This window comes from Pedobacter sp. L105 (assembly GCF_009765875.1).
GTDB lineage: Bacteria > Bacteroidota > Bacteroidia > Sphingobacteriales > Sphingobacteriaceae > Pedobacter.
In genome coordinates this window covers 342,282-365,388 of sequence record NZ_LMUP01000006.1, presented here as the reverse complement: position 1 = coordinate 365,388, position 23,107 = coordinate 342,282, and the positions used below count along the sequence as shown (strand labels likewise).

The 23,107-nt window shown below is 40.6% G+C and carries 23 protein-coding genes; 15 read left to right on the top strand and 8 right to left on the bottom strand.

Translation table 11 applies throughout. The features are described from left to right. Nucleotides 1-696: 696 nt before the first annotated feature. From GSQ84_RS13790 to GSQ84_RS13775, 4 genes are all read left to right on the top strand, one after another. A complete protein-coding gene (locus tag GSQ84_RS13790) occupies nucleotides 697-1,812 on the top strand; it encodes an acyltransferase (protein WP_158797853.1) in 1,116 nt (371 codons plus the stop codon). A 120-nt stretch (nucleotides 1,813-1,932) separates the two neighbouring features. Then, nucleotides 1,933-2,565, top strand: a complete 633-nt coding sequence (locus tag GSQ84_RS13785) for an ABC transporter ATP-binding protein (RefSeq protein ID WP_158797852.1) — start codon at nucleotides 1,933-1,935, stop codon at nucleotides 2,563-2,565. Between the two features lie 209 nt (nucleotides 2,566-2,774). After that, nucleotides 2,775-3,641 carry a hypothetical protein gene (locus GSQ84_RS13780; protein WP_158797851.1) on the top strand — a complete coding sequence of 289 codons (867 nt, stop codon included), beginning with the start codon at nucleotides 2,775-2,777 and terminating at the stop codon, nucleotides 3,639-3,641. A 199-nt stretch (nucleotides 3,642-3,840) separates the two neighbouring features. Next, nucleotides 3,841-4,629 carry a hypothetical protein gene (locus GSQ84_RS13775; RefSeq protein ID WP_158797850.1) on the top strand — a complete coding sequence of 263 codons (789 nt, stop codon included), beginning with the start codon at nucleotides 3,841-3,843 and terminating at the stop codon, nucleotides 4,627-4,629. Here GSQ84_RS13775 and GSQ84_RS13770 read toward each other — a convergent pair. The 3 genes from GSQ84_RS13770 to GSQ84_RS13760 all read right to left on the bottom strand — a co-directional run bounded on the left by GSQ84_RS13770 (nucleotide 4,626) and on the right by GSQ84_RS13760 (nucleotide 7,521). Further along, nucleotides 4,626-4,985: a CoA-binding protein gene (locus tag GSQ84_RS13770; protein WP_158797849.1), complete on the bottom strand. Its 360-nt coding sequence runs from the start codon at nucleotides 4,983-4,985 to the stop codon at nucleotides 4,626-4,628. The two genes, GSQ84_RS13775 and GSQ84_RS13770, sit on opposite strands and share 4 nt — an antisense overlap. A 173-nt stretch (nucleotides 4,986-5,158) precedes the next feature. After that, nucleotides 5,159-6,700, bottom strand: coding sequence for an NAD(P)/FAD-dependent oxidoreductase (locus GSQ84_RS13765; RefSeq protein ID WP_158797848.1), 1,542 nt, complete (start codon nucleotides 6,698-6,700; stop codon nucleotides 5,159-5,161). Between the two features lie 146 nt (nucleotides 6,701-6,846). Beyond that, nucleotides 6,847-7,521 (bottom strand): MarC family protein, encoded by a 675-nt coding sequence (locus GSQ84_RS13760; protein WP_158797847.1) that lies wholly within the window; start codon nucleotides 7,519-7,521, stop codon nucleotides 6,847-6,849. A 299-nt stretch (nucleotides 7,522-7,820) separates the two neighbouring features. On the opposite strand from GSQ84_RS13760, the gene GSQ84_RS13755 reads away from it, so the two are divergent. The 5 genes from GSQ84_RS13755 (at nucleotide 7,821) to GSQ84_RS13735 (ending at nucleotide 12,897) form a co-directional block, all read left to right on the top strand. Next, on the top strand, nucleotides 7,821-8,462 hold the full coding sequence (locus GSQ84_RS13755; protein ID WP_254070860.1) for a DUF1349 domain-containing protein: 642 nt from the start codon (nucleotides 7,821-7,823) through the stop codon (nucleotides 8,460-8,462). A 336-nt stretch (nucleotides 8,463-8,798) separates the two neighbouring features. Then, nucleotides 8,799-10,067: an aspartate aminotransferase family protein gene (locus GSQ84_RS13750; RefSeq protein WP_158797846.1), complete on the top strand. Its 1,269-nt coding sequence runs from the start codon at nucleotides 8,799-8,801 to the stop codon at nucleotides 10,065-10,067. Further along, a complete protein-coding gene (locus GSQ84_RS13745; RefSeq protein ID WP_158797845.1) occupies nucleotides 10,045-11,067 on the top strand; it encodes a zinc-binding dehydrogenase in 1,023 nt (340 codons plus the stop codon). Before GSQ84_RS13750 ends, GSQ84_RS13745 begins: the two co-directional genes overlap by 23 nt. 17 nt (nucleotides 11,068-11,084) lie before the next feature. Beyond that, complete coding sequence (locus GSQ84_RS13740; RefSeq protein ID WP_158797844.1) at nucleotides 11,085-11,759, top strand: HAD hydrolase-like protein; 675 nt, start codon at nucleotides 11,085-11,087, stop codon at nucleotides 11,757-11,759. Nucleotide 11,760: 1 nt separating this feature from the next. Continuing rightward, nucleotides 11,761-12,897: an MFS transporter gene (locus GSQ84_RS13735; protein ID WP_254070859.1), complete on the top strand. Its 1,137-nt coding sequence runs from the start codon at nucleotides 11,761-11,763 to the stop codon at nucleotides 12,895-12,897. Between the two features lie 63 nt (nucleotides 12,898-12,960). Here GSQ84_RS13735 and GSQ84_RS13730 read toward each other — a convergent pair whose 3' ends face one another. Continuing rightward, entirely contained in the window at nucleotides 12,961-13,953 is a 993-nt protein-coding gene (locus GSQ84_RS13730; RefSeq protein WP_158797842.1) for an alpha/beta hydrolase, read from the bottom strand. A gap of 91 nt (nucleotides 13,954-14,044) precedes the next feature. Continuing rightward, the gene (locus GSQ84_RS13725) at nucleotides 14,045-15,580 is read right to left on the bottom strand and encodes an alginate export family protein (protein WP_158797841.1); all 1,536 of its coding nucleotides are present in this window, start codon (nucleotides 15,578-15,580) and stop codon (nucleotides 14,045-14,047) included. A gap of 345 nt (nucleotides 15,581-15,925) precedes the next feature. Between GSQ84_RS13725 and GSQ84_RS13720 the strand changes: the two genes are divergently transcribed. The 5 genes from GSQ84_RS13720 (at nucleotide 15,926) to GSQ84_RS13700 (ending at nucleotide 18,808) form a co-directional block, all read left to right on the top strand. Further along, complete coding sequence (locus GSQ84_RS13720) at nucleotides 15,926-16,507, top strand: LemA family protein (protein WP_158797840.1); 582 nt, start codon at nucleotides 15,926-15,928, stop codon at nucleotides 16,505-16,507. A gap of 82 nt (nucleotides 16,508-16,589) precedes the next feature. After that, nucleotides 16,590-17,033, top strand: a complete 444-nt coding sequence (locus GSQ84_RS13715; protein ID WP_158797839.1) for a TPM domain-containing protein — start codon at nucleotides 16,590-16,592, stop codon at nucleotides 17,031-17,033. A gap of 6 nt (nucleotides 17,034-17,039) precedes the next feature. Beyond that, on the top strand, nucleotides 17,040-17,816 hold the full coding sequence (locus tag GSQ84_RS13710) for a YgcG family protein (RefSeq protein WP_158797838.1): 777 nt from the start codon (nucleotides 17,040-17,042) through the stop codon (nucleotides 17,814-17,816). 9 nt (nucleotides 17,817-17,825) lie between these two features. Continuing rightward, on the top strand, nucleotides 17,826-18,227 hold the full coding sequence (locus tag GSQ84_RS13705; RefSeq protein WP_158797837.1) for a hypothetical protein: 402 nt from the start codon (nucleotides 17,826-17,828) through the stop codon (nucleotides 18,225-18,227). Nucleotides 18,228-18,256: 29 nt separating this feature from the next. Then, nucleotides 18,257-18,808: an NUDIX hydrolase gene (locus GSQ84_RS13700; protein ID WP_174238660.1), complete on the top strand. Its 552-nt coding sequence runs from the start codon at nucleotides 18,257-18,259 to the stop codon at nucleotides 18,806-18,808. A gap of 99 nt (nucleotides 18,809-18,907) precedes the next feature. Here the strand turns inward: GSQ84_RS13700 and dnaA are convergent, their stop codons facing one another. The 3 genes from dnaA to GSQ84_RS13685 form a co-directional block, all read right to left on the bottom strand. Next, nucleotides 18,908-20,338 (bottom strand): chromosomal replication initiator protein DnaA, encoded by a 1,431-nt coding sequence (dnaA, locus tag GSQ84_RS13695; RefSeq protein ID WP_158797836.1) that lies wholly within the window; start codon nucleotides 20,336-20,338, stop codon nucleotides 18,908-18,910. Between the two features lie 190 nt (nucleotides 20,339-20,528). Then, entirely contained in the window at nucleotides 20,529-22,076 is a 1,548-nt protein-coding gene (locus GSQ84_RS13690; protein ID WP_158797835.1) for a methylmalonyl-CoA mutase, read from the bottom strand. Nucleotide 22,077: 1 nt separating this feature from the next. After that, nucleotides 22,078-22,608: a hypothetical protein gene (locus tag GSQ84_RS13685; RefSeq protein ID WP_158797834.1), complete on the bottom strand. Its 531-nt coding sequence runs from the start codon at nucleotides 22,606-22,608 to the stop codon at nucleotides 22,078-22,080. A 144-nt stretch (nucleotides 22,609-22,752) separates the two neighbouring features. Between GSQ84_RS13685 and GSQ84_RS13680 the strand changes: the two genes are divergently transcribed. Then, nucleotides 22,753-23,103 (top strand): iron-sulfur cluster assembly accessory protein, encoded by a 351-nt coding sequence (locus tag GSQ84_RS13680; RefSeq protein ID WP_158797833.1) that lies wholly within the window; start codon nucleotides 22,753-22,755, stop codon nucleotides 23,101-23,103. The last annotated feature ends 4 nt before the right edge of the window (nucleotides 23,104-23,107 follow it).

Sequence of the window (23,107 nt, the reverse complement as noted above, 5' to 3'; positions counted from 1 at the left end):
CTTACCCGAACCAACCCCGAACCAACACCCTACCAACACCCTACCAATCCCCTACCAACCCAAACCGAAGTCAAAACCATCTCAAAATGTCCTTTTCCTTATACTATACTGACATAAGTTTACATTAAGAAAGTAAATTACTAATTTGGGTTTACAATGAAATTTGTTTTTACTGCCTATGGTTTACTATGATAAATTTAATTACTGAATAGGGTTTACCTCCTGGAAAACCTTGCCATTTTAGTGTTACTAATTATTTATTTTCCGGGATTCACCTGACACGTCGCTTTTTCTTTCCCGATTTAGCCTGACGCGTGTCATACAGCACAAACAAAGCCCAGTCCAATATCACCCAATTGAATCTGAAACACTTTCTTATTTTAAGCAATTGATCAGAATGCAAACTGATCAGCTAACATCTTAGTTATTGCGGATTCATAAGATCAGTACAGTTAGGAAAATTGTTCAGTTTTACAATTTACGCGGTTCTGCCTAATTTAATGATTGGCACAATTTGAAAAATTCATAATCAAAACCAATAAATATCGTGGAGTTTCAAAGAGTTAGATTAGCTGTGTAGTGTCAAATCAGGTAGAACAACGAAATTTTTAGATAATGTCAACCTGGAATTAACATTCAGTCGGATAACTAAATGTTATCTATTTTTTACAAATTGCAATTTTTACAATCGATTACATGAGAACTAACCTGAACAACGAGCTGGCTCCCAAGCCACACTATCCCATATTAGACGGTCTCCGCGGTGTCGCAGCCATAATTGTTGTAACATTTCACCTGGCCGAGCCATTATCAACCGGTCATTTAGACAATCTCGTCAATCACGGTTATCTGGCTGTCGACCTTTTCTTTTTATTATCAGGTTTCGTGATCGGCTATGCTTACGACGATCGCTGGCATAAAATGACCGTTGGCAATTTTTTCAAACGCCGTATCGAACGTCTTCAGCCAATGGTGATTTTGGGAATGACCCTCGGCGCTATCGGATTCTATTTTACGGACTCTACGTTATGGCCGCTCATTCATACTATTCCTATGTGGAAGATGTTGCTGGTGATGCTAATCGGTTATACTATCCTGCCCGTACCTTTATCGCTTGATATACGTGGCTGGCAAGAGATGCACCCCCTGAATAGCGTGGGATGGTCATTGTTCTTTGAATATATTGCCAACATTCTTTATGCTGTCTGGATCAGGAAATTTTCCAAAACAGCATTAAGTATCTTAGTAGGCATCGCCGCTATCGCACTCGCACACCTGGCAATCACAAACGGAGATGTTGCTGGTGGCTGGACATTAAATGTGGAACAGGTAAGCATTGGGCTAACCCGTACCCTATACCCTTTCTTTTCCGGTCTGTTACTTTCACGTGTAGCGAAGCCGACTCAAATTAAAAATGCCTTTTTATACTGCAGCCTTTTAGTAGCCATCATACTTTACATGCCGCGCATTGGCGGAGCTGAGCATGCCTGGATGAACGGGATCTATGAATCTGTTTGCATTATCATCGTTTTCCCGCTTATAGTATACCTTGGCGCCAGCGGCGTGATGCAAACTCAAAGAGAGAACAGGATATGTAAATTTTTAGGTGATATCTCCTATCCGCTTTACATGGTACATTACCCGCTGGTTTATTTTTACGTTGCCTGGATCAGCAATCATAAAGGCGTAACGATTGTACAGGCATGGCCCTATGCGTTACTTATTTTAATAGGCGGGGTCGTTTTGGCCTATGCTACATTGAAATGGTATGATGAGCCAGTTCGCAAATGGTTGCGGAAAAAGCTTGCATAGGATCTGAATATGTTGAAATGATAGCCAAAAAGCGACTATCGGTAGAACAAGAACGTTTACCTTCTTTTGGGGATTCTATAGCTGTAACATTCCGTCTGCTTTAACGTCTGATAATTTAATATGGCAGCACTCCATCTCACCAACCTGACCAAAACCTACGGTAGCCATACCATACTGGAATTTGCCGAGTGGAAAATCTCTACCGGGATTTACTGGATTAAAGGCGGTAACGGAACAGGAAAAACTACCTTATTTAAAACTATTGCAGGTCAGACGCCATTCAAGGGCGAAACAGCTATTGATCAAATCTATCTGCGACAGCAACCTGTAGCTTACCGCGCTATGATCAGTTATGCAGAAGCAGAACCTCAATATCCCCCTTTTCTTACCGGGCAGGAATTATTAGATTATTACATTGCAGTAAGAAAAGCGGATCATAAAATTGCTGATAAACTTGTCGGGCAATTTAAAATGGAAGATTTCATGGGAAATAAAATCAGCAGTTATTCCAGCGGGATGCTGAAGAAACTGTCCTTGATAGCCGCATTTATTGGAGAAGTGCAGCTATATATATTAGATGAACCATTAATTACTATAGATACCGCATCGGCAGAAGTACTATATAACCTGATAAAAACCTTTCATCAGCAGGGGAAAACATTTCTGATCTCCTCACATCAGGAAATCGATCAGCATAAAATCCCATTAAATGGTATTTTTGAAATCCGCAATCACCAGCTGGCTGTATGCTAAAATTATGGATAAATACTTTTGGAAGGGAATTCTATGCACAGCATGCTGGATTCCTTCTTTTCATTTTTTATTTATTATTTGGTGCTGTACCACCCGGACAACTACTAAACTACCATATTACACTGACACTGGCAATCTGCTCTTCCCCTCTTACTATAAGCGTCTTTTTTGGACTCATAATGGCTTACGCGATAAAAAGTCTGTTCTTTATGAAACAGAGAATAGCTCATCCCTCCTATAATTTTGTACAGGTCAGCGCGATGTCAACAAAGAAAAATCAGCTGCAAAGCTGGATAGGATTATATGCCATCGTATTATGTCCCGTATTATTATATACCATAATAGTCTTCGCCATGGCTATTTTTCATGGTTACTATTACACGGCTATAATAATTTCTTTGTACATCACAATTATCCTGTATGGATTAGCAGCCTATACCTATTATAGCATTAATTATACTTTTAATCCCGCCAGGCAATTGATTGTGTTTCCAAAAATCGGTTTAAGAAAACCATACTGGACATGGCTGATATATTATGTTTTAGAAATGCAGACACTAATGTTTGTGATCTGTAAGGTTTTATCTTTTGTGCTGTTTAAAGGGATACTTTGGATGTTTGCTGATGTTGGCCTTGATATACGGGTATATCTGATCGCCTTGCTTGCTGCTATTTTATCACATAGTATGCTTATTGCTGCCCTATTAAGATTTGAAAAATCAAATCTCAGGTTTACCAACAGCCTGCCAGTCAGTAATTCAAAAAAAACCTTGTATACATTACTTTCTTTGGTTACGCTTTTTTTACCAGAATTACTCCTTTACAGCTTCACCGCAAATTTTTCTGCCGGTTTTATATTGTCAGGGATTTTCTTTGCCACAGCCGGTTTACTTACCATGTTTATGATCTTGTACCTACTGGACGACAACATGGAAAATTACCTGAAGTTCCTTTTCATTTTTGCCATCCTGAGTATGTTTTCTATCTTATCGCATCAATTTTTAATATTCAGCCTGCTGATCCTGATAGGGAGTTTAATTTACCACCGCTACCTTTATGATCACAGTAAACTATAATGGAGCACGAATCATTACCACCTCTCCGTTTTAAGATGCTGCCTGCGCAATAAAGCTTTGAGCTAAATTATAATACGCAGATGAGAGCAACAAATGTTTAAATTGTAAACGTTTTAGTAATCTTATTTTTATTTAAAGCCTTAGTTTTATGCAAGGCGATCACCAAATATATCAAATGATTAACTCCAAATCTATCAGTATGTACAAAGTCATATACCCAGGTTTTGCTGGCATTCTTATCCTCCTCTTAGCTATAGCGGGTGTTGCCCAAGGCCAGACAGTTACCCTCGATTACTATTTTAATCATGAATCCCATCATACCGCAGATGGAGATCAGCGGTATCATTACTTATGGGAAGATCATGCCAATACAGGCTTTTCTATCTGGGGAAATAGTTTTAAACAATTAGGCATGACCTTAAGGACACTTGAAACTGCACCAACCGAAGTTAATTTAAAGGGAACATCCATTTACATCATTGTAGACCCGGATAACAGCAAAGAAAGTCCTCAGCCAAACTATATTCTTGAAAAAGATGCCGTCAACATTTCAAAATGGGTTAAAGCCGGAGGCATATTGGTTATGATGGCTAACGACAGCGCCAATGTAGAACTTCCGCATTTGAACATCCTGGCAGGAAAATTCGGACTTCACTTTAATAACGATCTTCAAAATCATGTCATAGACGATGCCCATTTTAATGATGGTACTGCTATCATTACAGATATGGGAATTTTTAAAACCGCTACAAAGGTATTTCTGAAAGATGTATGCAGTATTCAACTTACAGGGGAGGCAAAAGCTGTCCTGAAATCTGCGAACGGAGCTGTGATCGCCTGCAAAACGCGATATGGTAAAGGTACTGTATTTGCCGTAGGAGATCCCTGGCTGTATAACGAATATGTAAATGGAAGATTAACAACCGGTTTTGAAAATGATAAAGCGGCAGCTGATCTCGCCTTATGGCTGAAAAAACAAATCCCTTAGTATTGTCCTGTAGCTAATAAAACCAATGTACAGGCCTCAACAGGTTCTATATTGTTTTTTCTAAGCAGCTTTTCGAGTTCGTCATTTTCTGTTCCCGGGTTAAAAATTACACGTTTAGGATTGGTTTGAAGAATATAATCAACATATTCGGATTGCAGATGCGGACCAATATATAAAGTAATGGTGTCCACTTCAGTATGGATTTCTCCCGGTTTTTCTATAGTTACGCCGGCAACTTCGCCACTTTTAATACCTACATTGATAATTGAATGACCTTTTGACTTTAATAGGTTTGCTGCACGATAAGCATATCTTGCAGGATTTGGAGTTGCACCTATAATGAGTGTGTTTTTCATCAGAATATATTTGTTTTTTCATTGGTTATGAAGCTTGCATGAGCTTATGCGTTTCTTTTTGAGAGCTGTAAGCTCATGCAGGTTTCATTGTTTATTCAGTAATTCAGCAGTATGAGCTGTGAGCTGTTATGATGACCGTAATAATCCAACAACAGTTTCGTCCAATAAAATGTTTAATTAAACTTCAGGACAGCATTTGCACAGTTAACGCCATCTATTGCAGCCGATACAATTCCTCCGGCATAACCAGCGCCCTCAGCACAAGGATATAATCCCACCACTTCAGGGTGCTGAAATGTTTCCCGGTCGCGGGGGATACGCACAGGTGAAGAGCTTCTGCTTTCTACACCTACCAATATCGCTTCATTGGTATAATAACCTTTCATTTTTTTTCCGAAAAGCGGTAACGCATTCTTTAAACTGGAAGCGATAAAATCAGGAAGCGTCTCTTTGAGCATCACACTTCTTGTGCCCGGCAGGTATGAATTTTTTGGCAGATCTGCGGAGATCCTGCTTTCCACAAAGTCTACCATTCGCTGACCAGGGGCAACTAAATTGCCTCCGCCCAAAGCAAAAGCTGTTCTTTCAATTTCCGTCTGGAAGTTCATCATCCGCAGCGGGTCATCTCCCGGAACATCTTCGAGGGTAACCTGAACTACTGTTCCCGAATTGGCGAAGGGATTATTTCTCTTTGAAGGCGACCAGCCATTGACCACAATTTCATTTTCATGGGTGGCACAGGGGGCTATAATTCCACCGGGACACATGCAAAAGGAAAACACCCCCCTGCTCCCTACCTGTTCCACCAGGCTGTAATAGGCAGGAGGTAAAAATTCACTCCTTACCGGACAGTGGTATTGTGCTGCATCAATAATCGATTGCGGATGTTCAATTCTTACGCCTAAGGCGAAAGGTTTAGCCTCTACCAGAATGCCCTTTGTATGTAATAAAGTATAAATATCTCTTGCGGAATGTCCTGTAGCTAATATAACAGCATCTGCTGTCAGGGTATGCTCATTATTAATCACCACCCCTTTTATTTTTCCAAACTCAATGATAAAATCTGTGACTTTCTGATCGAAGTGAACTTCTCCCCCAGCATTTAATATAGTTTCCCTGATGGCTGTAATAATATGAGGCAGTTTGTTGGTTCCGATATGGGGGCGGGCATCGATCAATATATCTTCTGCTGCGCCGTGCTGTACAAAAATCTGGAGCACCTTGTTGATATCACCGCGTTTATTGGAACGGGTATATAACTTTCCGTCAGAGTAAGTTCCCGCACCACCTTCTCCGTAACAATAATTGGATTCTGTATTCACAATCCCTTCTTTATTAATCAATGCGAGGTCTCTTCTGCGCTGTTTTACATCTTTTCCACGTTCCAGCACAACAGGCTTCATCCCATTCTCGATGCATTGCAATGCAGCAAAAAGTCCCGCAGGACCAGCACCTACAATGATCACCCGCTTTTTGTCGCTTACGTTCGGATAATCGAGACTAAATACTTCAGGCACCGGGGTTTCATCTACAAATACCTTTACCTGCATCCTGAAAATCACTTTCCTGGAGCGTGCATCAATGGATCTTTTCAGAATTTTATACCCGTGAATATGGGATTTTTCTATTTTTAAAACAGCAGAAAGCTGACTGATAATTTGTTCTTCCTGCTCAGCGTCCTCAGGGGCAACAGTAATTTCTATTTCTTTTTGCATAATTCTGTCAGGTTTTTATCCTGAATCGGGGCAAAGGTACAGAAATCGCAGGAATGATCTTATCTTTTGAAAAGCCCACCGCTCAATGACATTGAGAGTGTTGCTTAAAAATGATAAAAAGAGAGCGTGCTGATCGTAGTATCCGGTTACATTTTGAACAAACTTCTAATCCCTGTGATAGCAATTTGAAGACCCACACAAAATATCAGGAATGCGGAGATCCGATTGAACATCATTTCTGCATTAGACCCCATATAATTTATTATCTTTTTTGTGTTTAGATAAAATATATAAATCAATATGCACATCACAATGACAGATAAAAATATAGCCCCGGTATTGATGAGATAATCTGTCCGGTTAGTGGAAGCACTGTGTGCGCTTAAGGTGAATAATACAGAGATAGTACCTGCACCTGTAGTTACCGGGAAAGTGATAGGATAAAATAATTTATCTTCTATATCACTATAACCGGATAGCTTAGCTGCTGCCCCATCACCCGCTTTAGCGGTACCTTCTTTTTTATCTGAAGACAGGTTGTCCCATCCCATTTTACAGATCATGATCCCTCCGGCCAGTTGGATCACCGGAATAGAAATACCAAACAGCTCCAATATCCACTGTCCGGCAAATAAAGAAACTGTACAAATTGAGAAAGCATACAATGTAATTCTGTTTACAGCCATTCTTTTTTCGGCCGAATTTAGATTTGTTAGATAAGGACTGATAATAAATGCAGAGCCAATTGGGTTTACAACCGGGAATAAAGCGATAATACCTATAAAAAGCAGGTGGACAAATGAATGATAGAATGTAAACATTATCAATAGTGATGTAAATAAAAAAATGATGTATGCCTTTATATAATTGTTAACAGGCTTTTAACCTATAAAAAAAGTAAGATGAGAATTTTTGATGGTATTTAATATAAACACCTGTAAATTCTATATAGCCAGATCAGGGATAAAAGGATCATCAAACCATCAGAAAGCATGAAAACAATGGCTTTTAAAAGCCAAAATAGAGGCTTTTTACACAAAAATGTAAAAAATATAAAATAAAAGATAGATTAATTCTTTTAGAAACATTAACTTAAGCCTTTAAATTTTTATAAATCAGTATGAAAACAGAAACAAGAATTATTTACAAAATCTGTAAAATGAGCATGATTATTCTTTTATTTTCGGCAACGGGCAGCTTTGCCCAGAACCAGCAGCCAGCAATGAAATGGTTTAACCAACCCATAAAATGGGAAGGAAATGCTGGCAAACTAACTTTCACTGTTGATCCGAACACAGATTACTGGCAGGTAACCCATTACGGTTTCAAGCGTGATAATGGTCCATTTTATTACCAGGAAATGGAAGGTAATTTTGAAGCCAGTGTAAAAATTACAGGTAATTACAAAGAACTTTTTCACCAGGCCGGCTTGATGATCAGGATAGATGAGAAAAACTGGATCAAGAGCGGTATTGAATATGTAAATGGCGTTCAGAACGTAAGTGCTGTGGTAACCAGGGAAGTATCAGACTGGTCTGTAGTCCCACGTCATGATAGCCCGCCATCTGTTTGGTTAAAACTACTCAGAAAAGGAGATTACGTAGAAATCAAATATTCCTTTGATCAAAAGAATTACGATATGCTGAGACTCGCTTATTTCCCTCCCGGAGTTAAAGTACAAATTGGAGTGGTAGCTGCTGCCCCAGGCAAACAAAGCTTTCCCGTAACTTTTGAAGACTTTAAAGTAGAGGCTGTAAAATAAATTTTAATCTTCAGCATCTATTATAGCTATTCCATTTTAACAGGGCAATTTGCCCTTTTTTTATGCCCTGACCTCAAAGCACTGTAAAAGAATATTTTAACAATTTTTATAATAAAAATATTTATTTTTTTACTAAAAATTAACAAGTGGTAACATATTTAAACAATCGATTTCATATAAATGAACTACCCATTGATATAAAATTATTTAATTAGCTCATTAATACTAATAAATTCAGTTTCAAAGATCATTAAAATTAAAATATTTACAATAAATACGAATTGTAAAATATTTTTTGATTAAAAAACTAAATATAAACGAGCAAAAGTATTAATTATGTCAGACAACATTAATTTTGTAAAAGGACGCGGTATTCACCTCTACACAGATCAGCAGGAAGAATATATCGATGCGGTGTCAGGTACCTTTAATATCTCTCTGGGCTACAGTCACCCGGAACTGGTGGAAGTCCTTAAGAAACAAGTTGAAGATCTTATTCACGCTTCGTCATCATTCACAGGTGACATTGCACAGGATGTACTGGATGATATTCTGGAACAGGCCCCGGAATACATTACAGATGGATGGATGCGGGATATCATTGGCTCCACAGCCAATGAAGGCGCCATAAAGATCGCCAACAAGTACAATGGAAAAAGCGAAGTGGTAAGCCTCGCTTTGTCGCACCATGGCCAAACCCTTTTCACCACAGCCATTTCAGGAAATGCATTTCGCCGAAAGTCTTTTCCACACACCATTACCATCCAGAATGGTGTAGTTCCTGCACCTTATTGCTATCGTTGCCCTTATGGTGCAAAGGGAGCCCCTGCCTGTGGGTTTTTATGTGCGGAAGCTATTTACGACTATGCAAAATATGGAAGTTCTGACAATGTATCCTGCATGATCATTGAACCTGTGCTCGGAAATGGGGGGAATATCATTCCACCAGAGGGATATTTTGAACGGATTAAGAAGATTTGTGAGGAACTGGAAATTGTGCTGATTGCTGATGAAGTACAAACTGGCATCGGCAGAACAGGTTACATGTTTGCGAGTGAACATTACGACATACAACCAGACATCATCACACTGGCAAAAGGATTGGGCGGCATTGGTATTCCCGCCGCAGCCATACTTTTTCGCTCGCAATTTGCTGTGTTGGAGAAATTTGAACATTCATATACCTCTGGAGGCAATTTATTATCACTCGCTGCTTCGAAAAAAACTATGGAGATCGTTTCAAGGGAAGGTTTTCTGCAGAATGTTCGGGAAAACGGGAAGATTTTGGGCAAACTACTGCATCAGCTCAAAGAAGACTACGGCTATATCATTGGAGATGTAAGAGGTATAGGTTATATGTGGGGGCTGGAAATTGTAGATAAAGATGGTTTGCCTGATACAGATATGACCAACCGCCTGATTGAACTGGCCCTGCAAGATCATAAAATGATATTAAGGGGGTCCAGATATGGATTCGGCAATGTACTCAAAGTACGTCCTACGTTGACTGCTACGCAGGATGACATAGAAGAGATCTGCTACAGATTAAATAAATTATTCCGTCAACTACAACCCGAATTTCATGAAAGCAATCGTATATCATAAACCCTGGGAGATCAGGATAGAAGAAAGAGAAGAACCAGTTATCAACCACGCCGACGACGTAATTGTGGAAATCTGTGCTACAGGCATCTGCGGCACAGATCTCAGTATTATTTCAGGCGAGTATATGGCCCGTCCACAAGTCATTATCGGCCATGAATCTGCAGGGATAATTGTAGCGAAAGGCAGCAATGTTGAAAATCATCAGATAGGCGACCGGGTGATTATTGACCCGACTTTTTATTGTGGCAATTGCGATCACTGCAGAAAAGGACTGCGTAACCATTGCTTAGCCAAAGCAAATACTGAAGCCGGTGTTTCTATTGATGGCACATTTACCAAATTATTTAAAACCACCAGCCGTTTTATCTATCCGCTGAAGGATCATATACCTTTTGAGCAGGGAGCGATGTCAGAGCCACTAAGCTGCGTACTTACTGCTGTAAAAAAACTTGCCGTTAGCCCCTTCATGCGCACTGCAATATTGGGAGGAGGCCCTATAGGTTTGCTTTTTTATATCGCCCTTAAGGAACACGGTATAAAAGAAGGGGTAATCTATGAATCTTCGGAAAGCAGGATAAAACTAATAGAACAGCAAAATATATTAGCCAAAGGCTGGAAACTAGCTACTGAGTTTATTCCGGAAAAAAATCAGTATGACCTGATCATAGATACTACAGGCAGTCTGCTGGAAAAATCAATGCAGGCCATTGCAGATGGAGGAAAAATATCAATGATGGGTTTACGAAATAACCTGCAAACGATCAATCCAAGGGAGATCGCCGACCGCAGCATTTCTATCATCGGTTCTATTGATTCCCAGGATACGTTTAAACATGCGGTTGACCTGATCAACAGCGGAGATCTTGGTTTGGAAAAACTCATCACCAATAGCTACAGCCTGGATGATTTTAGTGATGCGCTGAAAGACCTGGGTTGCAACCTGGAAACCAAAAGCCGGACTAATGTAATCTCCAGTTTGAAGTCAATGATCACGTTATAGTTTAACAGAAAAAAATTATGAAATATATTATATTTGATATAGACGGTACTTTAACCGACACCACCACGATTGATGATTATTGCTTTACCCGGGCAATAGAAGATATTTTTAACTTCAGGAATTTTAATACAGACTACGGCCATTATGAACATACTACTGATTCAGGTATCATTAATCAGTTGTTTATAGAAAATTTGGGGCGGGCCTGTACTGAGGAAGAGAGAGACAAATTTATCAGCCATTTTTGCTCACTGTTAGAACAGGAGCACCAAAAACAGCCTGATTGTATGCGGGAGATCAGCCGCGCAGGAAAAACACTCGAAACCTTGTATCAACAAGAACATATTAGTGTTGGACTGGCTACTGGTGGATGGCGGGAATCGGCACAGTTTAAGCTGCGCTGTGCCGGCATCAATATTGAAGGCTGCGCGGCTGCATCTTTTGCACAGGATGCGATGGCCAGACATGATATTATCGCCCATACCATCAGGAAGATGGACGAAAAACATCAGCAGGAAACAGCACTATCAGATATTGTTTATATAGGTGATGGAAACTGGGATTATGAAGCAACAAAAAAGTTAGGCATTCAGTTCATCGGTATAGAAAATAAGCGGATCGCCCACTTAAATAAAATCATCAAGATTATTGATTATAATGATTTAAGCGAGCATCTTGGATGGTATGCGTAAGATGAAAGATAATAAACGGAACTTTCGCATAGCAGCCAGTGCTTTTTTTTTCATTGCCGGTCTTACTTATTCCAGCTGGGCATGCCGCATTCATGAACTGAAAGCACATTTCAGTTTAAACAATGCAGAATTGGGAAGCATATTATTTTCCCTTCCTGTAGGTTTAATGATCAGCCTGCCTGTTTCGGGCTGGATGGTGACCCGCTATGGCAGTCGTAAAATGCTGGTTATAGCGGCAGTGCTTTTCCCGTTCATCCTTTGTTGTATTGGCTTTAGTTCGCATATCTGGCAATTAATAATTGTTTTGTTCCTTTTCGGTTTCCTGAACAATGTATTTGAAATAGCGATGAATACACAGGCGGTAGGCATAGAAGCGCTCTATAAAAGATCTATCATGGCTTCTTTCCATGGACTATGGAGCCTGGCAGGATTTACAGGTGTTGCCCTGGGAACGCTCGCAATCGCACTAAACTGTCCTGTATGGCTTCACTTTTTCTTTATTGCTTTCTTGTGCTGGATATTAGTTTTCATTTTTTCGAAGTTTCTGTTGCCGGCAGACGCCATTCATGAAACACAGCCCCTTTTTGCAAAACCGGATAAAACTATCCTTAAGCTGGGATTAATTGCCTTTGCAAGCCTGATTACAGAAGGTACATTATTTGACTGGAGTGGTGTATATTTTCAAAAGGTAGTTGCAGTACAAGCGTCTTTAACTACAGTAGGTTATATTGCATTTATGGGCACTATGGCGGGCGGGCGCTTTACTGCCGACCGTCTGGTTACCCGTTTTGGAATGAAACGGGTATTGCAATGCAGTGGTATCATCAGTACAACGGGCTTGTTGCTGTCTATCATTTTTCCAAATATTTACATTGCGACATTAGGCTTTTTGCTGGTGGGTATCGGCGTTTCTTCGGTAGTACCACTGGTGCTTGCCCTTGCAGGAAAGTCAAAAACCCTGCCGCCAGGAGTTGCCATCGCGGCGGTTTCAACAGTGGGTTTCCTGGGTTTCCTGATAGGACCGCCTTTGATTGGTTTTATCGCCCAGCTTACCAGCCTGCGCTGGTCGTTTGCATTGATCGCCTTATTAGGCTTTAGCACCACTTTGTTAGCATCGGGCATACAGCATAAAGATTAATTGATATACGCACGTCCGGCATCTTTTAGATGAGATGCCGGGCGTATGTATAAATAAGCTCACTTATTGCCAGATTCTATTTTTCTTTGCCCAGGTTTTAAATAGCTCAGGCCATGTACTTTCCGGTGAACCCGGAGCGCCCATTCCCCAGCCATGTCCTCCGGCAGGAAAAACATGCAACTCTGAAGGTATATTAAATTTTTGCAGTGCGCTGTACATCGAACGGCTATTCTCGATATTTGAAATCGGATCATCGGCCGCCTGTGCCAGGAAAGTTGGCGGTGTTTGTTCATTAACCAGCAATTGTGCTGAATAGGCCTTTTGCTCTGAACGAGTGGGGTTTTTTCCAATCAATTCTTTTTCCGAATGCGTGGTATTGTATGGCGGAAGCATCGTGATCACCGGATAAAGAAGGGCCACAAAATCAGGACGGGCAGAAATACGGTCAGCCCTGTCTGTAGAAGGATATAAATCTTTATCAGGCTCAGTTTCTGTCATTGCAGCCAAATGACCTCCGGCCGAAAATCCCATGATACCTACTTTATGAGAATCTATTCCGAACCTTTCGGACATACTGCGAATCAGTCGCATTGCCCGCTGTCCATCTTGGAAAGGCACATCAGTACTTCCCCATCCTTCTCCGGGTAATCTGTAAATGAGTTCAAAAGCAGTTATTCCCTGCGATTGCAGCCAAACGGCAGCAGGATTACTTTCCTTACCTATTTCGATATGGGCATATCCTCCGCCACTGATAATCAGTACAGCCATTCCGTTTGGATGTTTTGGCCTGTGCACAATTAAACGGGCCTGAGAAATATGGGTGTAAGATCCTTTATCTGAAACCCTTTCCCTTCCCCGTGGCCCGGGACCATCAGGAGGAACGCCACGCCAAAGCGGGATTTCATCAGAACCATTTGATGCGTCGGCATCTTCCCGCCTTTCCTGTCTGCCTTGCCTTCCTGGCCGGTAAGAGAATTGAGCGTAAGAGGACTGACTTACCAGGATGGTCATTCCAGCCAATAGGATCATGAAATATTTCAGCCTGAAGCTGATCATTGATTTAAATTTTAAAACCATAAGTTTAGTGATAAGAATGACGTTAAAACGAACTTATGGTTTTATTATTTCAATAACAGCATTTAACCTGCTATTTATTGAGAAATTCTGGTTTAATGTTTAATTGCAGGTAAGCCCAAAAAGGGCTCAATCTGGCAGTGCCCGGTGTGATACCTTTGGCATATTCCATACTATGGGTGGCAGCCATATACGAAAGACCCAAATCTACATTGGTAAACTTGTTCAGTTTATAGCTATTGGTTAAATCAAACTCTGTACCCAAATATTTACTTACAGCATTACCAGTCAGGTCTTTTTGATTATCAGCAAGGAAAAAATAATGGTTGGCCAGCTCTGTAGTAAATCTTTTATTAACTGAAGTAAATTTAACCTTAAGATATGGATTATTTAAACCACCTGTTGGTGAACCACTGGTTGCATAAAAATAGTCCATTGTACCCCAGAATCTATGAGGACTTCCATATAAGGGATCAAAGCGGTGACTGGTAGTAGATGTAGAAAATGAATTATTTCCGGATAGGTAATCCCACCCTGCCATGTAGCTCATCACAGCAGTTTTGTAATTTACCGATGCCGTGTATGAATAGGCACTTAGGCTGTTTCCATCTTTATCATGCCCGCCCTGGTAATAAAAACTTCCATTTAAATTCCATTGTTCATGATCGCCAAAAACAGGTTTAATAAACAATCCAGTGGTATAACGCAAATTCACTCCCGGAATGTTGAACCTTCTTCCATATACATAACCAACATCAGTACCAGCAGTATTTTTTACTGAATCCAGCTTGTATTTTGCAAACTGATCAGTTAGAAACAAGGCCGATACCAGGGTTTTATCAAACTTTTTACCGATGTAAAGAAATTGCATGGCTTTGTAGTCCTGGTTAATGGTATTGGTACCCGGTATATTGAGGAATGCAGGGCTTCCGTTTTTTGCACTGACACCTGCGCTGTTTATAAATGGTATAAAGCCAGCCGGGGTGTTCACCAGGTTTCCTTTACTGTCTTTTATCGTTGCAGGAATGTTGGCCGGTGTGTAATAGGTACCATTGTAATTGATGGCATCAGAATTTTGGTTAAAAGCACCGCCAAGATCTACCTGCCAGCCTTTCTCTATTAGCTTAAAAACAACGGCATCGTGTCTTCTGCCCTGCTGCAGCCAGTCGGCATTACCCAGCAAACGTTCGTCATCATATACCAGTTCCTGGCGACCAATTTTTACGGCAAAATAATCAAAAGGTGATTTTTTGAATGAAGTATCTTTTTTATTAGAAAGGATCAGTTCTGCCCAGGCTTCATGAACACCTAAACGGCTTCCGTCGGCATTGCTGATTGTTGACGCATCCTGGCCCCATAACCTCACATCCTGAATAGACGTATGAAAAATAAGCCTGCTGTTTTTGTAATCCAGGATAAGCCTTGTTCGCTGTGAGATAAATGCAGCATTTTTATTGGCGCTGGACTCTAAAGTACCATAACCGTCGCGGAGTTCCGCCCTGTCGCGCAGCTGTCCGGTAAAAGAAAGCTGGGCAGAAGCATTAAACGCGCAAAAGCAGGTTAATAACAACAGGACAGCACAAAATGGAGAGGGTAGATTTTTAATCATACGAGAGTTTTAGTAAATTAGATAAATAAATTTCAGGTGTTAATAAGGCGTTTACCGCTATACATTCTAAATATATTATTTTTGTTACAAACACACAATTTTTTAAAAAATTAAAATAAAATGAAGCTTTTATTGATCAGTCCCCAATTTGGGTTTTAACAGAAACTTTTAAATTATATTTAAATTTTCAACTACCCTGTCAAAAAGTCCACTTTACAGAAATAAACAAGCGTTTATTTTATATTTAACCTGATCCTGTCAGTTTTTGTTCTTGAATAAGAACATGGGTATGGAAATTGAGTCCTATTGTGTAAATTAACATTGGTTAAACCAAAACTCATAAAAATGAAAAAGACAGTACTAGGAATAATTGCAGCCTTGTTCTTCACTACCCTGCTTAGCAGTTGTGGCTATAATTCAATGGTTCAGCTTGATGAAAATGTAAAAACTAAGTGGAACCAGGTAGAAACCCAATACCAACGCCGTTCTGATTTGATACCTAATCTGGTAAGCACTGTAAAAGGTGCAGCGAAATTTGAACAAAGTACATTGACGGCTGTAGTTGACGCACGTGCAAAGGCTACACAGGTTAAGGTAAGTGCGGATGACCTTACACCAGAAAAGCTGGAGAAATTTCAGGCTGCGCAAGGTCAGGTAAGCCAGGCTTTAGGTAAACTGATGGTACTTACAGAAAATTATCCTGAATTAAAGGCTACCCAACAGTTCAGCGACCTTTCTGTACAACTGGAAGGAACAGAAAACAGGATTGCCGTTGCCCGTAAAGATTTTAACGACGCAGTTCAGGATTACAATATTAAAGTAAGATCTTTCCCCAATAACCTGACTGCCGGAATGTTTGGCTTTAAGCAAAAAGCGGGCTTCCAGGCTGACGCAGGTGCGGAGAATGCACCAAAAGTACAATTTTAATTCACCGTATAATAGTTAAGGGTAATCTGTGTTTTTTAATAAAATACACATTACCCTTTATCTGTTTAATCTATAATGTTATATGTCATTCCTGAATGAACACGAACAAGACCTGATTACAACCGCCATCGCTGATGCGGAGAAACTTACATCGGGCGAGATTAGAGTTGCTGTAGAAAAGCATTGTAAAGGAGAAGCTTTTGACCGGGCGACTGCTTATTTTGATAAACTGGGTATGGATAAAACATCATTGCACCACAATGTATTGATCTATCTGGCTTATGGCGACCGTAAGTTTGCGATTATTGGTGACAAGGGCATCCATAAGGTAGTTACAGATGATTTTTGGGAAACTACAAAGATCGCTATGCAGGCTCATTTTGCCAGCGGCAGTATTGTAAACGGACTGATTGCAGGCATTAAACTTACCGGTGAAAAACTATCCATTTATTTCCCTCACCGCGATGGCGATATTAATGAACTGCCCAATAGTATTATATTTATGGACCAAAAGGAATCAAACTAAGGACAAATGAAGAAACTAATCTTAGCATTATTCCTTGCATTATTATATATAAGCGGATTTGCGCAAACCTATCCTGCTAAACCCAGCACCCTGGTAAATGATTATACGGGTACGCTTTCCGAAACACAGAAACAGCAGCTGGAAAACAAATTGGTTGCTTATGATGATTCTACTTCCACACAGATCTCTATAGCTATTTTAAAAAGTGTTGGAGAATACGATATCAATGAATATGCATTGGGCCTGGGCAGAAGCTGGGGTGTTGGCGGCGGCAAGAAGAACAATGGAATCATGATCGTGGTAGCGCTGGGCGACCGTAAGATTTCTATTCAAACCGGCTACGGACTGGAAGGGGCCATACCAGATATCATTACCAAAAGGGTTATTGAAAATGAGATCAAGCCTTCTTTTAAAGCAGGAGATTATTATGGCGGATTAGATGCGGGCACAACTGCCCTGATCAAATACGCGAAAGGTGAATATAAAAATGACAATCCTAAGGTTGCCAAACAGGATCATGGGAATGCTATATTTATCGTTTTGGTCATCATCATTATTATTGTGGTCATTATTAGCAGAGGCGGCGGCAGCGGTGGCAGCCAGGTTTTAGGAGGCCGCGGCGCAGGCAATGGCTTCTTACTGGGAATGTTACTTGGCGGCGGCCTGGGCAGAGGATCTTCTGGTAGTAACTGGGGTGGCGGAAGCGGAGATAGCGGCGGCGGCGGGTTCGGTGGATTCGGCGGTGGTAGTTTTGGTGGTGGTGGTAGCAGCGGAAGCTGGTAAGGAGGAATTATGTATAGAAGAGATTTATTAACCGCAGAGATACAAAAACTGGCACAGGCACTGGCCAGAATTATGGGATTACAGCTGGAAGGCAAGCTGGAAGAAGCAGATAATGAGCTGGAGCATACGCTGGAAGAGGAATTCGGGATTTTCCTGCCCGATCTTTTGGCCAGCAGCCTGGAAGATTTCCTCGCCTTTCTGGCTAAAAAAGATTTTTCTCCCGAAAAGCTGGACCTTTTTTCACAGCTCCTTTATTTAAAATTTGAGCCTGCAGAGGCTGCAGATAAAAATAAGTCGCTCGCAGAAAAACTGCAGGCAATCTATCAGATCCTGGAGGTAAAACACCATGTGATCAATATGATCAACCTGGGCAGACAAAAATCGGTAAAACAACATTTAAGGCTTTATTAGCTATAGCATACGAAATACAACAGATACGAATGGAAATCCTCAAATGGCAAAAGCTTTCTTCCAGATACCTGGTTAAAGAAAAGTGGGCAACTTTACGCGTAGATACCTGCAAACTACAAAACGGAACAATAAAGGACGATTATTATGTGCTTGAATACCCTGACTGGGCAAATGCAATCGCACTGACTAAAGAGAATAAACTGGTGCTGGTAAGACAGTACCGTCACGCAGCAGATATTATTTCACTGGAAGTACCAGGCGGAGTAGTTGAACCGGGAGAAGACCCCGAAGCCGGCGTTAGAAGAGAACTGCTGGAAGAAACGGGATATGCGTTTGACAGCTGTGAGCTGATCGCTACACTTTATCCAAATCCGGCTACTTCCACCAACCGTACATTCACTTACCTGATGAAGGGCGGGGTTAAAATTCAGGACCAGCATCTGGATGAACATGAGATCTTAAATGTGGAAGAATACACGATTGATGAGGTTAAACAACTTTTAGCTGATAACCAGATAGACCAGGCGCTGCATGCAGCTGCACTTTTCTATGGACTGCTAAAGCTGGAAGCAATCACATAAACCGGATTACAAATAATTTGTCTGTTTCCCGGAAGACAGTGCATTAAAAAGCCCAGACATCTAAAATGACCTGGGCTTTTTATTAAGATTTTATTCAGATTAGCTCATTTTAAGCTTCTTCTGTATATCATGTACATATCCCTTAAACTTCTTATCTGTATCGATCAGGTCTTCTACCGTTTGACAGGCATAGATTACCGTAGAGTGGTCCCTACCACCAAAAAAAGCACCGATAGTTTTGAGGGAGGATTTAGTATGGCTCTTGGAAAGGTACATCGAAATCTGACGGGCCTGTACAATTTCACGTTTCCTTGTAGGAGATTTTACCATATCAACAGGAACCTCGAAATACTCACAGACTAATTTTTGAATGTATTCCATGGAAATTTCCTTGGTGGTGTTTTTAATAAAGTTCTTTAACATCTGTTTAGCCAAAGAAAGATCTATGTCTTTTTTATTTAAGGTTGATTGTGCCAGCAGAGAAACCATAGCACCTTCCAGTTCCCTTACGTTGTTATCAATATTGTTAGCTACATATTCTACAACTTCCTGAGGAAGTTCAATTCCATCTGCATACATTTTTTTTCTGAGGATAGCGATCCGGGTTTCGAGATCCGGGATTTGAAGATCTGCAGAAAGACCCCATTTAAACCGGCTTAGTAGCCGCTCTTCTAAACCTGCTAAGTCTTTAGGCGCTTTATCTGAAGTAAGAATTACCTGTTTGCCCGACTGGTGCAGGTGGTTAAAAATATGGAAAAAGATATCCTGTGTTTTCTCTTTCCCTGCAAAGTTGTGTACATCATCCATAATGATCACATCCATTGCCTGGTAGAAATTCACAAAATCGTTAATGGTATTATTTTTCAGGGAGTCTACAAACTGCTGACAGAATTTCTCGCAGGATACATAGATCACCAGCTTATCGGACATTGTTCTTTTGATCTCATTTCCGATCGCCTGGGCCAGGTGTGTTTTACCTAAACCTACACCCCCATAAATCATCAGGGGATTAAATGAAGTCCCGCCTGGTTTTGCCGCAACAGCATAACCTGCCGAACGTGCCAGACGATTACAATCGCCCTCAATATAGTTCTCGAAAGTATAATTTGAGTTTAGCTGAGGGTCTACATTTAGTTTCTTTAGTCCCGGAATGATAAAAGGATTTTTTATATCCTTGTTGATAGAAACAGGTATGGGCATAGATTGCATTTTTGCTTCTGCACCATTCCCGTTCGAGGGCATGTTTGTGGTATAAGGAGAACCGCTATTGGAAGATTTGTCGACAACGATATTATATTCAAGCCTTCCTTCTTCGCCTAATTGCTTTTTAACTGTTTTGCGCAGGAGGCCAACATAATGTTCCTCCAGCCATTCATAGAAAAATAAACTGGGGACCTGTATGGTTAAAACCTTGCCATCCAGTTTAAGGGCAGAAATCGGTTCGAACCAAGTTTTGAAACTTTGACTCGGGATATTGTCCTTAATAATCTGTAGACAGTTTTTCCATACTTCGGTACTAGTTTTTTCCATAGATTCTATAAATGTTGATTTTAGATGACCTAAACAGCATTAAAAAAATAGCTTTTCGAGAGATCGAAGATTCAAAAAATTATCAACAAAAAAAACTAAAATTTCATTTATTTAGTAAGTACTTAGTCAGCAGTAGCATATCCCCCTTAACCTAAATTTTTTGTGTGGATAACTATTTATTAACCCTAAATTAGTACTCTCCAAAAACTTCCCGCAGTACATCTGCAATTTCTCCCAGTGTTGCATAGGCTTCCACAGCAGTCAAAATAAATGGCATTAAATTTTCTGTTGATTTTGCTGCATTTCTCAAATCAAACAGCGCTGAACTCACTTCAGGTGTGCTTCTGGTTATCCTCAATCGTTTTATCTTCTCAGTTTGTATATTTCTGACCGATTCATCAATAGTCAGCGTATCGGTAATTCCTTCCTCTTTCTGGGCAAATTTATTTACACCTACAATTATTTTGCCAACCCCTTCTACTTCCAGTTGATACTGATAAGCCGAGGCAGCAATTTCATTTTGGATATATCCATTTTCAATTGCATTTACCGACCCTCCCATGGCATCAATTTTATCGATGTACAATTGGGCCGCAGCTTCAATTTCATTGGTTAAATTCTCTACAAAAAAGGAACCGGCCAATGGATCAACAGTATCGGTTACACCACTCTCAAAAGCGATCACCTGCTGCGTGCGCAGGGCAATTTTTGCAGCAGCTTCTGTTGGTAACGACAATGCCTCATCATAACCATTGGTATGCAGCGACTGCGTGCCACCAAGCACCGCCGCCATAGCCTGATTGGTTACGCGTATGATATTGTTCATCGGCTGCTGCGCAGTAAGCGTAGAGCCGCCCGTTTGTGTATGGAACCGCAGCATCTGCGCTTTCTCATCAGTGGCCCCCAGCGATTTTGTAATATTTGCCCACATTCTTCTTGCGGCACGGAATTTCGCGATCTCCTCAAAAAAATTATTATGGCAATTGAAGAAAAAAGAAAGCCGGCGTGCAAAAATATTGATATCCAGACCTTTTTCCAGCGCAGCATTTAAATAAGCTTTACCATTGGCCAGTGTGAATGCCAACTCCTGCACTGCGGTAGAACCAGCCTCTCTGATATGATAACCGGAAATGGAAATCGTATTCCATTTGGGAACTTCATTGCTGCAGTATTCAAAAATATCGGTAATGATCCGCATAGATGGTTTTGGCGGATAGATATAGGTACCTCTTGCCGCATATTCTTTCAAAATATCATTCTGTATGGTACCTGATATCTGTCTGATATCAGCTCCCTGCTTTTTTGCAAGTGCAATGTACATCGCCAGCAGAATGGCAGCAGTGGCGTTGATGGTCATCGATGTGGTGATCTTCTCCAGCTCAATTCCATCAAAAAGTATTTCCATGTCCTGCAACGAGTCGATAGCTACACCTACTTTACCGACTTCCCCTTCAGACATTTCATGATCTGAGTCGTAGCCTATTTGCGTAGGAAGATCAAAGGCTACAGACAGCCCTGTTGTTCCCTGCTGCAGCAGGTAATGATACCGCTTATTGGATTCTTCAGCTGTGCTGAAGCCCGCGTATTGACGCATAGTCCACAAACGGCCACGGTACATATCTTTCTGAATACCCCTGGTATAGGGAAATTCACCAGGTTTCTCAGTCATCGGCGGCGCTGTGGTATAAAGGGCTTTTACCTCTATACCGGAGCTGGTGACATTTTTTTTATCTTCCATGTTAAAATAAATGGTGAATATCCTGTTTCAGCATTTCGAGCATCAACGCATAAGGACTTTCCTGTATTTCAGCTAAATGTTCCAGTACTTTTTTGCTCAGATCTGTACCCGATGCATCCTGAGGCAGCGCGGCCATTGCATTATTGATCAGGGCAATAGTATCTTCTTTTAATTTAAGCAATATATTCCAGCTTGCAGAATTAATATAGAGCTGCTGACTTACATTGTGCTGGTACTCTGATCTTATTTCGTGTAAAATGACCGATTGCAGTTCTCTTGCAGAAAAGCCCTGCTGGTTTAACCGGATAAAAAGATTGGAAGGATTAAGCCGCTCGGTAAAAATGATCAGTCTTTCGTGCGCCTGCAAGCGAAGTTGCAGCAATTGATCATTTTCGTCTTTTACCGGTGCTACAGCGTCCGGTCGCAGATATTTTTGGATATCACTTTTTATAAAAGACCAGCCAACCAATAAGGCTATCAAACCACCGGCTGCCAGAATAAGAACTTGTTCAACGAAGTATTGTAGATTCATTTTATAAATGTTAATTGCTCACAAAAATGTATTTTTATTATGAATAAATTTAATCTTGACCTCAAATTGACTATTTGTATATTTTGATCCCATACAGCTTAAACCAATTGTTATTATCTTTGTTTAAACCTTATCAGAAATATCATGAGTACAGTTGAGACAGCGTTTGCACCAGTTTCTTTTACTGAAACTGCTGTAAAAGAACTTATAAAATTAAAAGATCAGCAGGAAATTGCGGATGACTTTGGTTTGCGTGTTGGTGTTGATGGCGGCGGATGTTCAGGAATGAGCTATTTGCTGGGTTTTGACCAGAAGAAAGAAGGCGACCAGGAGTTTATCATCGATGGAATGAAGATTTTTATGAATAAAGCACACCAGATGTACCTGATAGGTATGCAGGTAGACTGGCAGGATGGCTTAAACTCAAGAGGTTTTACTTTTAGTAATCCTAATGCAGAAAGTACCTGCGGATGCGGAACAAGTTTTTCAGTCTAAGCTT

Coding starts and splice junctions, on each gene's coding strand:
- GSQ84_RS13790 (WP_158797853.1), top strand. CDS start 697: ATGAGAACTAACCTGAACAACGAGCTGGCTCCCAAGCCACACTATCCC.
- GSQ84_RS13785 (WP_158797852.1), top strand. CDS start 1,933: ATGGCAGCACTCCATCTCACCAACCTGACCAAAACCTACGGTAGCCAT.
- GSQ84_RS13780 (WP_158797851.1), top strand. CDS start 2,775: ATGAAACAGAGAATAGCTCATCCCTCCTATAATTTTGTACAGGTCAGC.
- GSQ84_RS13775 (WP_158797850.1), top strand. CDS start 3,841: ATGTACAAAGTCATATACCCAGGTTTTGCTGGCATTCTTATCCTCCTC.
- GSQ84_RS13770 (WP_158797849.1), bottom strand. CDS start 4,985: ATGAAAAACACACTCATTATAGGTGCAACTCCAAATCCTGCAAGATAT.
- GSQ84_RS13765 (WP_158797848.1), bottom strand. CDS start 6,700: ATGCAAAAAGAAATAGAAATTACTGTTGCCCCTGAGGACGCTGAGCAG.
- GSQ84_RS13760 (WP_158797847.1), bottom strand. CDS start 7,521: ATGTTTACATTCTATCATTCATTTGTCCACCTGCTTTTTATAGGTATT.
- GSQ84_RS13755 (WP_254070860.1), top strand. CDS start 7,821: ATGAAAACAGAAACAAGAATTATTTACAAAATCTGTAAAATGAGCATG.
- GSQ84_RS13750 (WP_158797846.1), top strand. CDS start 8,799: ATGTCAGACAACATTAATTTTGTAAAAGGACGCGGTATTCACCTCTAC.
- GSQ84_RS13745 (WP_158797845.1), top strand. CDS start 10,045: ATGAAAGCAATCGTATATCATAAACCCTGGGAGATCAGGATAGAAGAA.
- GSQ84_RS13740 (WP_158797844.1), top strand. CDS start 11,085: ATGAAATATATTATATTTGATATAGACGGTACTTTAACCGACACCACC.
- GSQ84_RS13735 (WP_254070859.1), top strand. CDS start 11,761: ATGAAAGATAATAAACGGAACTTTCGCATAGCAGCCAGTGCTTTTTTT.
- GSQ84_RS13730 (WP_158797842.1), bottom strand. CDS start 13,953: ATGATCAGCTTCAGGCTGAAATATTTCATGATCCTATTGGCTGGAATG.
- GSQ84_RS13725 (WP_158797841.1), bottom strand. CDS start 15,580: ATGATTAAAAATCTACCCTCTCCATTTTGTGCTGTCCTGTTGTTATTA.
- GSQ84_RS13720 (WP_158797840.1), top strand. CDS start 15,926: ATGAAAAAGACAGTACTAGGAATAATTGCAGCCTTGTTCTTCACTACC.
- GSQ84_RS13715 (WP_158797839.1), top strand. CDS start 16,590: ATGTCATTCCTGAATGAACACGAACAAGACCTGATTACAACCGCCATC.
- GSQ84_RS13710 (WP_158797838.1), top strand. CDS start 17,040: ATGAAGAAACTAATCTTAGCATTATTCCTTGCATTATTATATATAAGC.
- GSQ84_RS13705 (WP_158797837.1), top strand. CDS start 17,826: ATGTATAGAAGAGATTTATTAACCGCAGAGATACAAAAACTGGCACAG.
- GSQ84_RS13700 (WP_174238660.1), top strand. CDS start 18,257: ATGGAAATCCTCAAATGGCAAAAGCTTTCTTCCAGATACCTGGTTAAA.
- dnaA (WP_158797836.1), bottom strand. CDS start 20,338: ATGGAAAAAACTAGTACCGAAGTATGGAAAAACTGTCTACAGATTATT.
- GSQ84_RS13690 (WP_158797835.1), bottom strand. CDS start 22,076: ATGGAAGATAAAAAAAATGTCACCAGCTCCGGTATAGAGGTAAAAGCC.
- GSQ84_RS13685 (WP_158797834.1), bottom strand. CDS start 22,608: ATGAATCTACAATACTTCGTTGAACAAGTTCTTATTCTGGCAGCCGGT.
- GSQ84_RS13680 (WP_158797833.1), top strand. CDS start 22,753: ATGAGTACAGTTGAGACAGCGTTTGCACCAGTTTCTTTTACTGAAACT.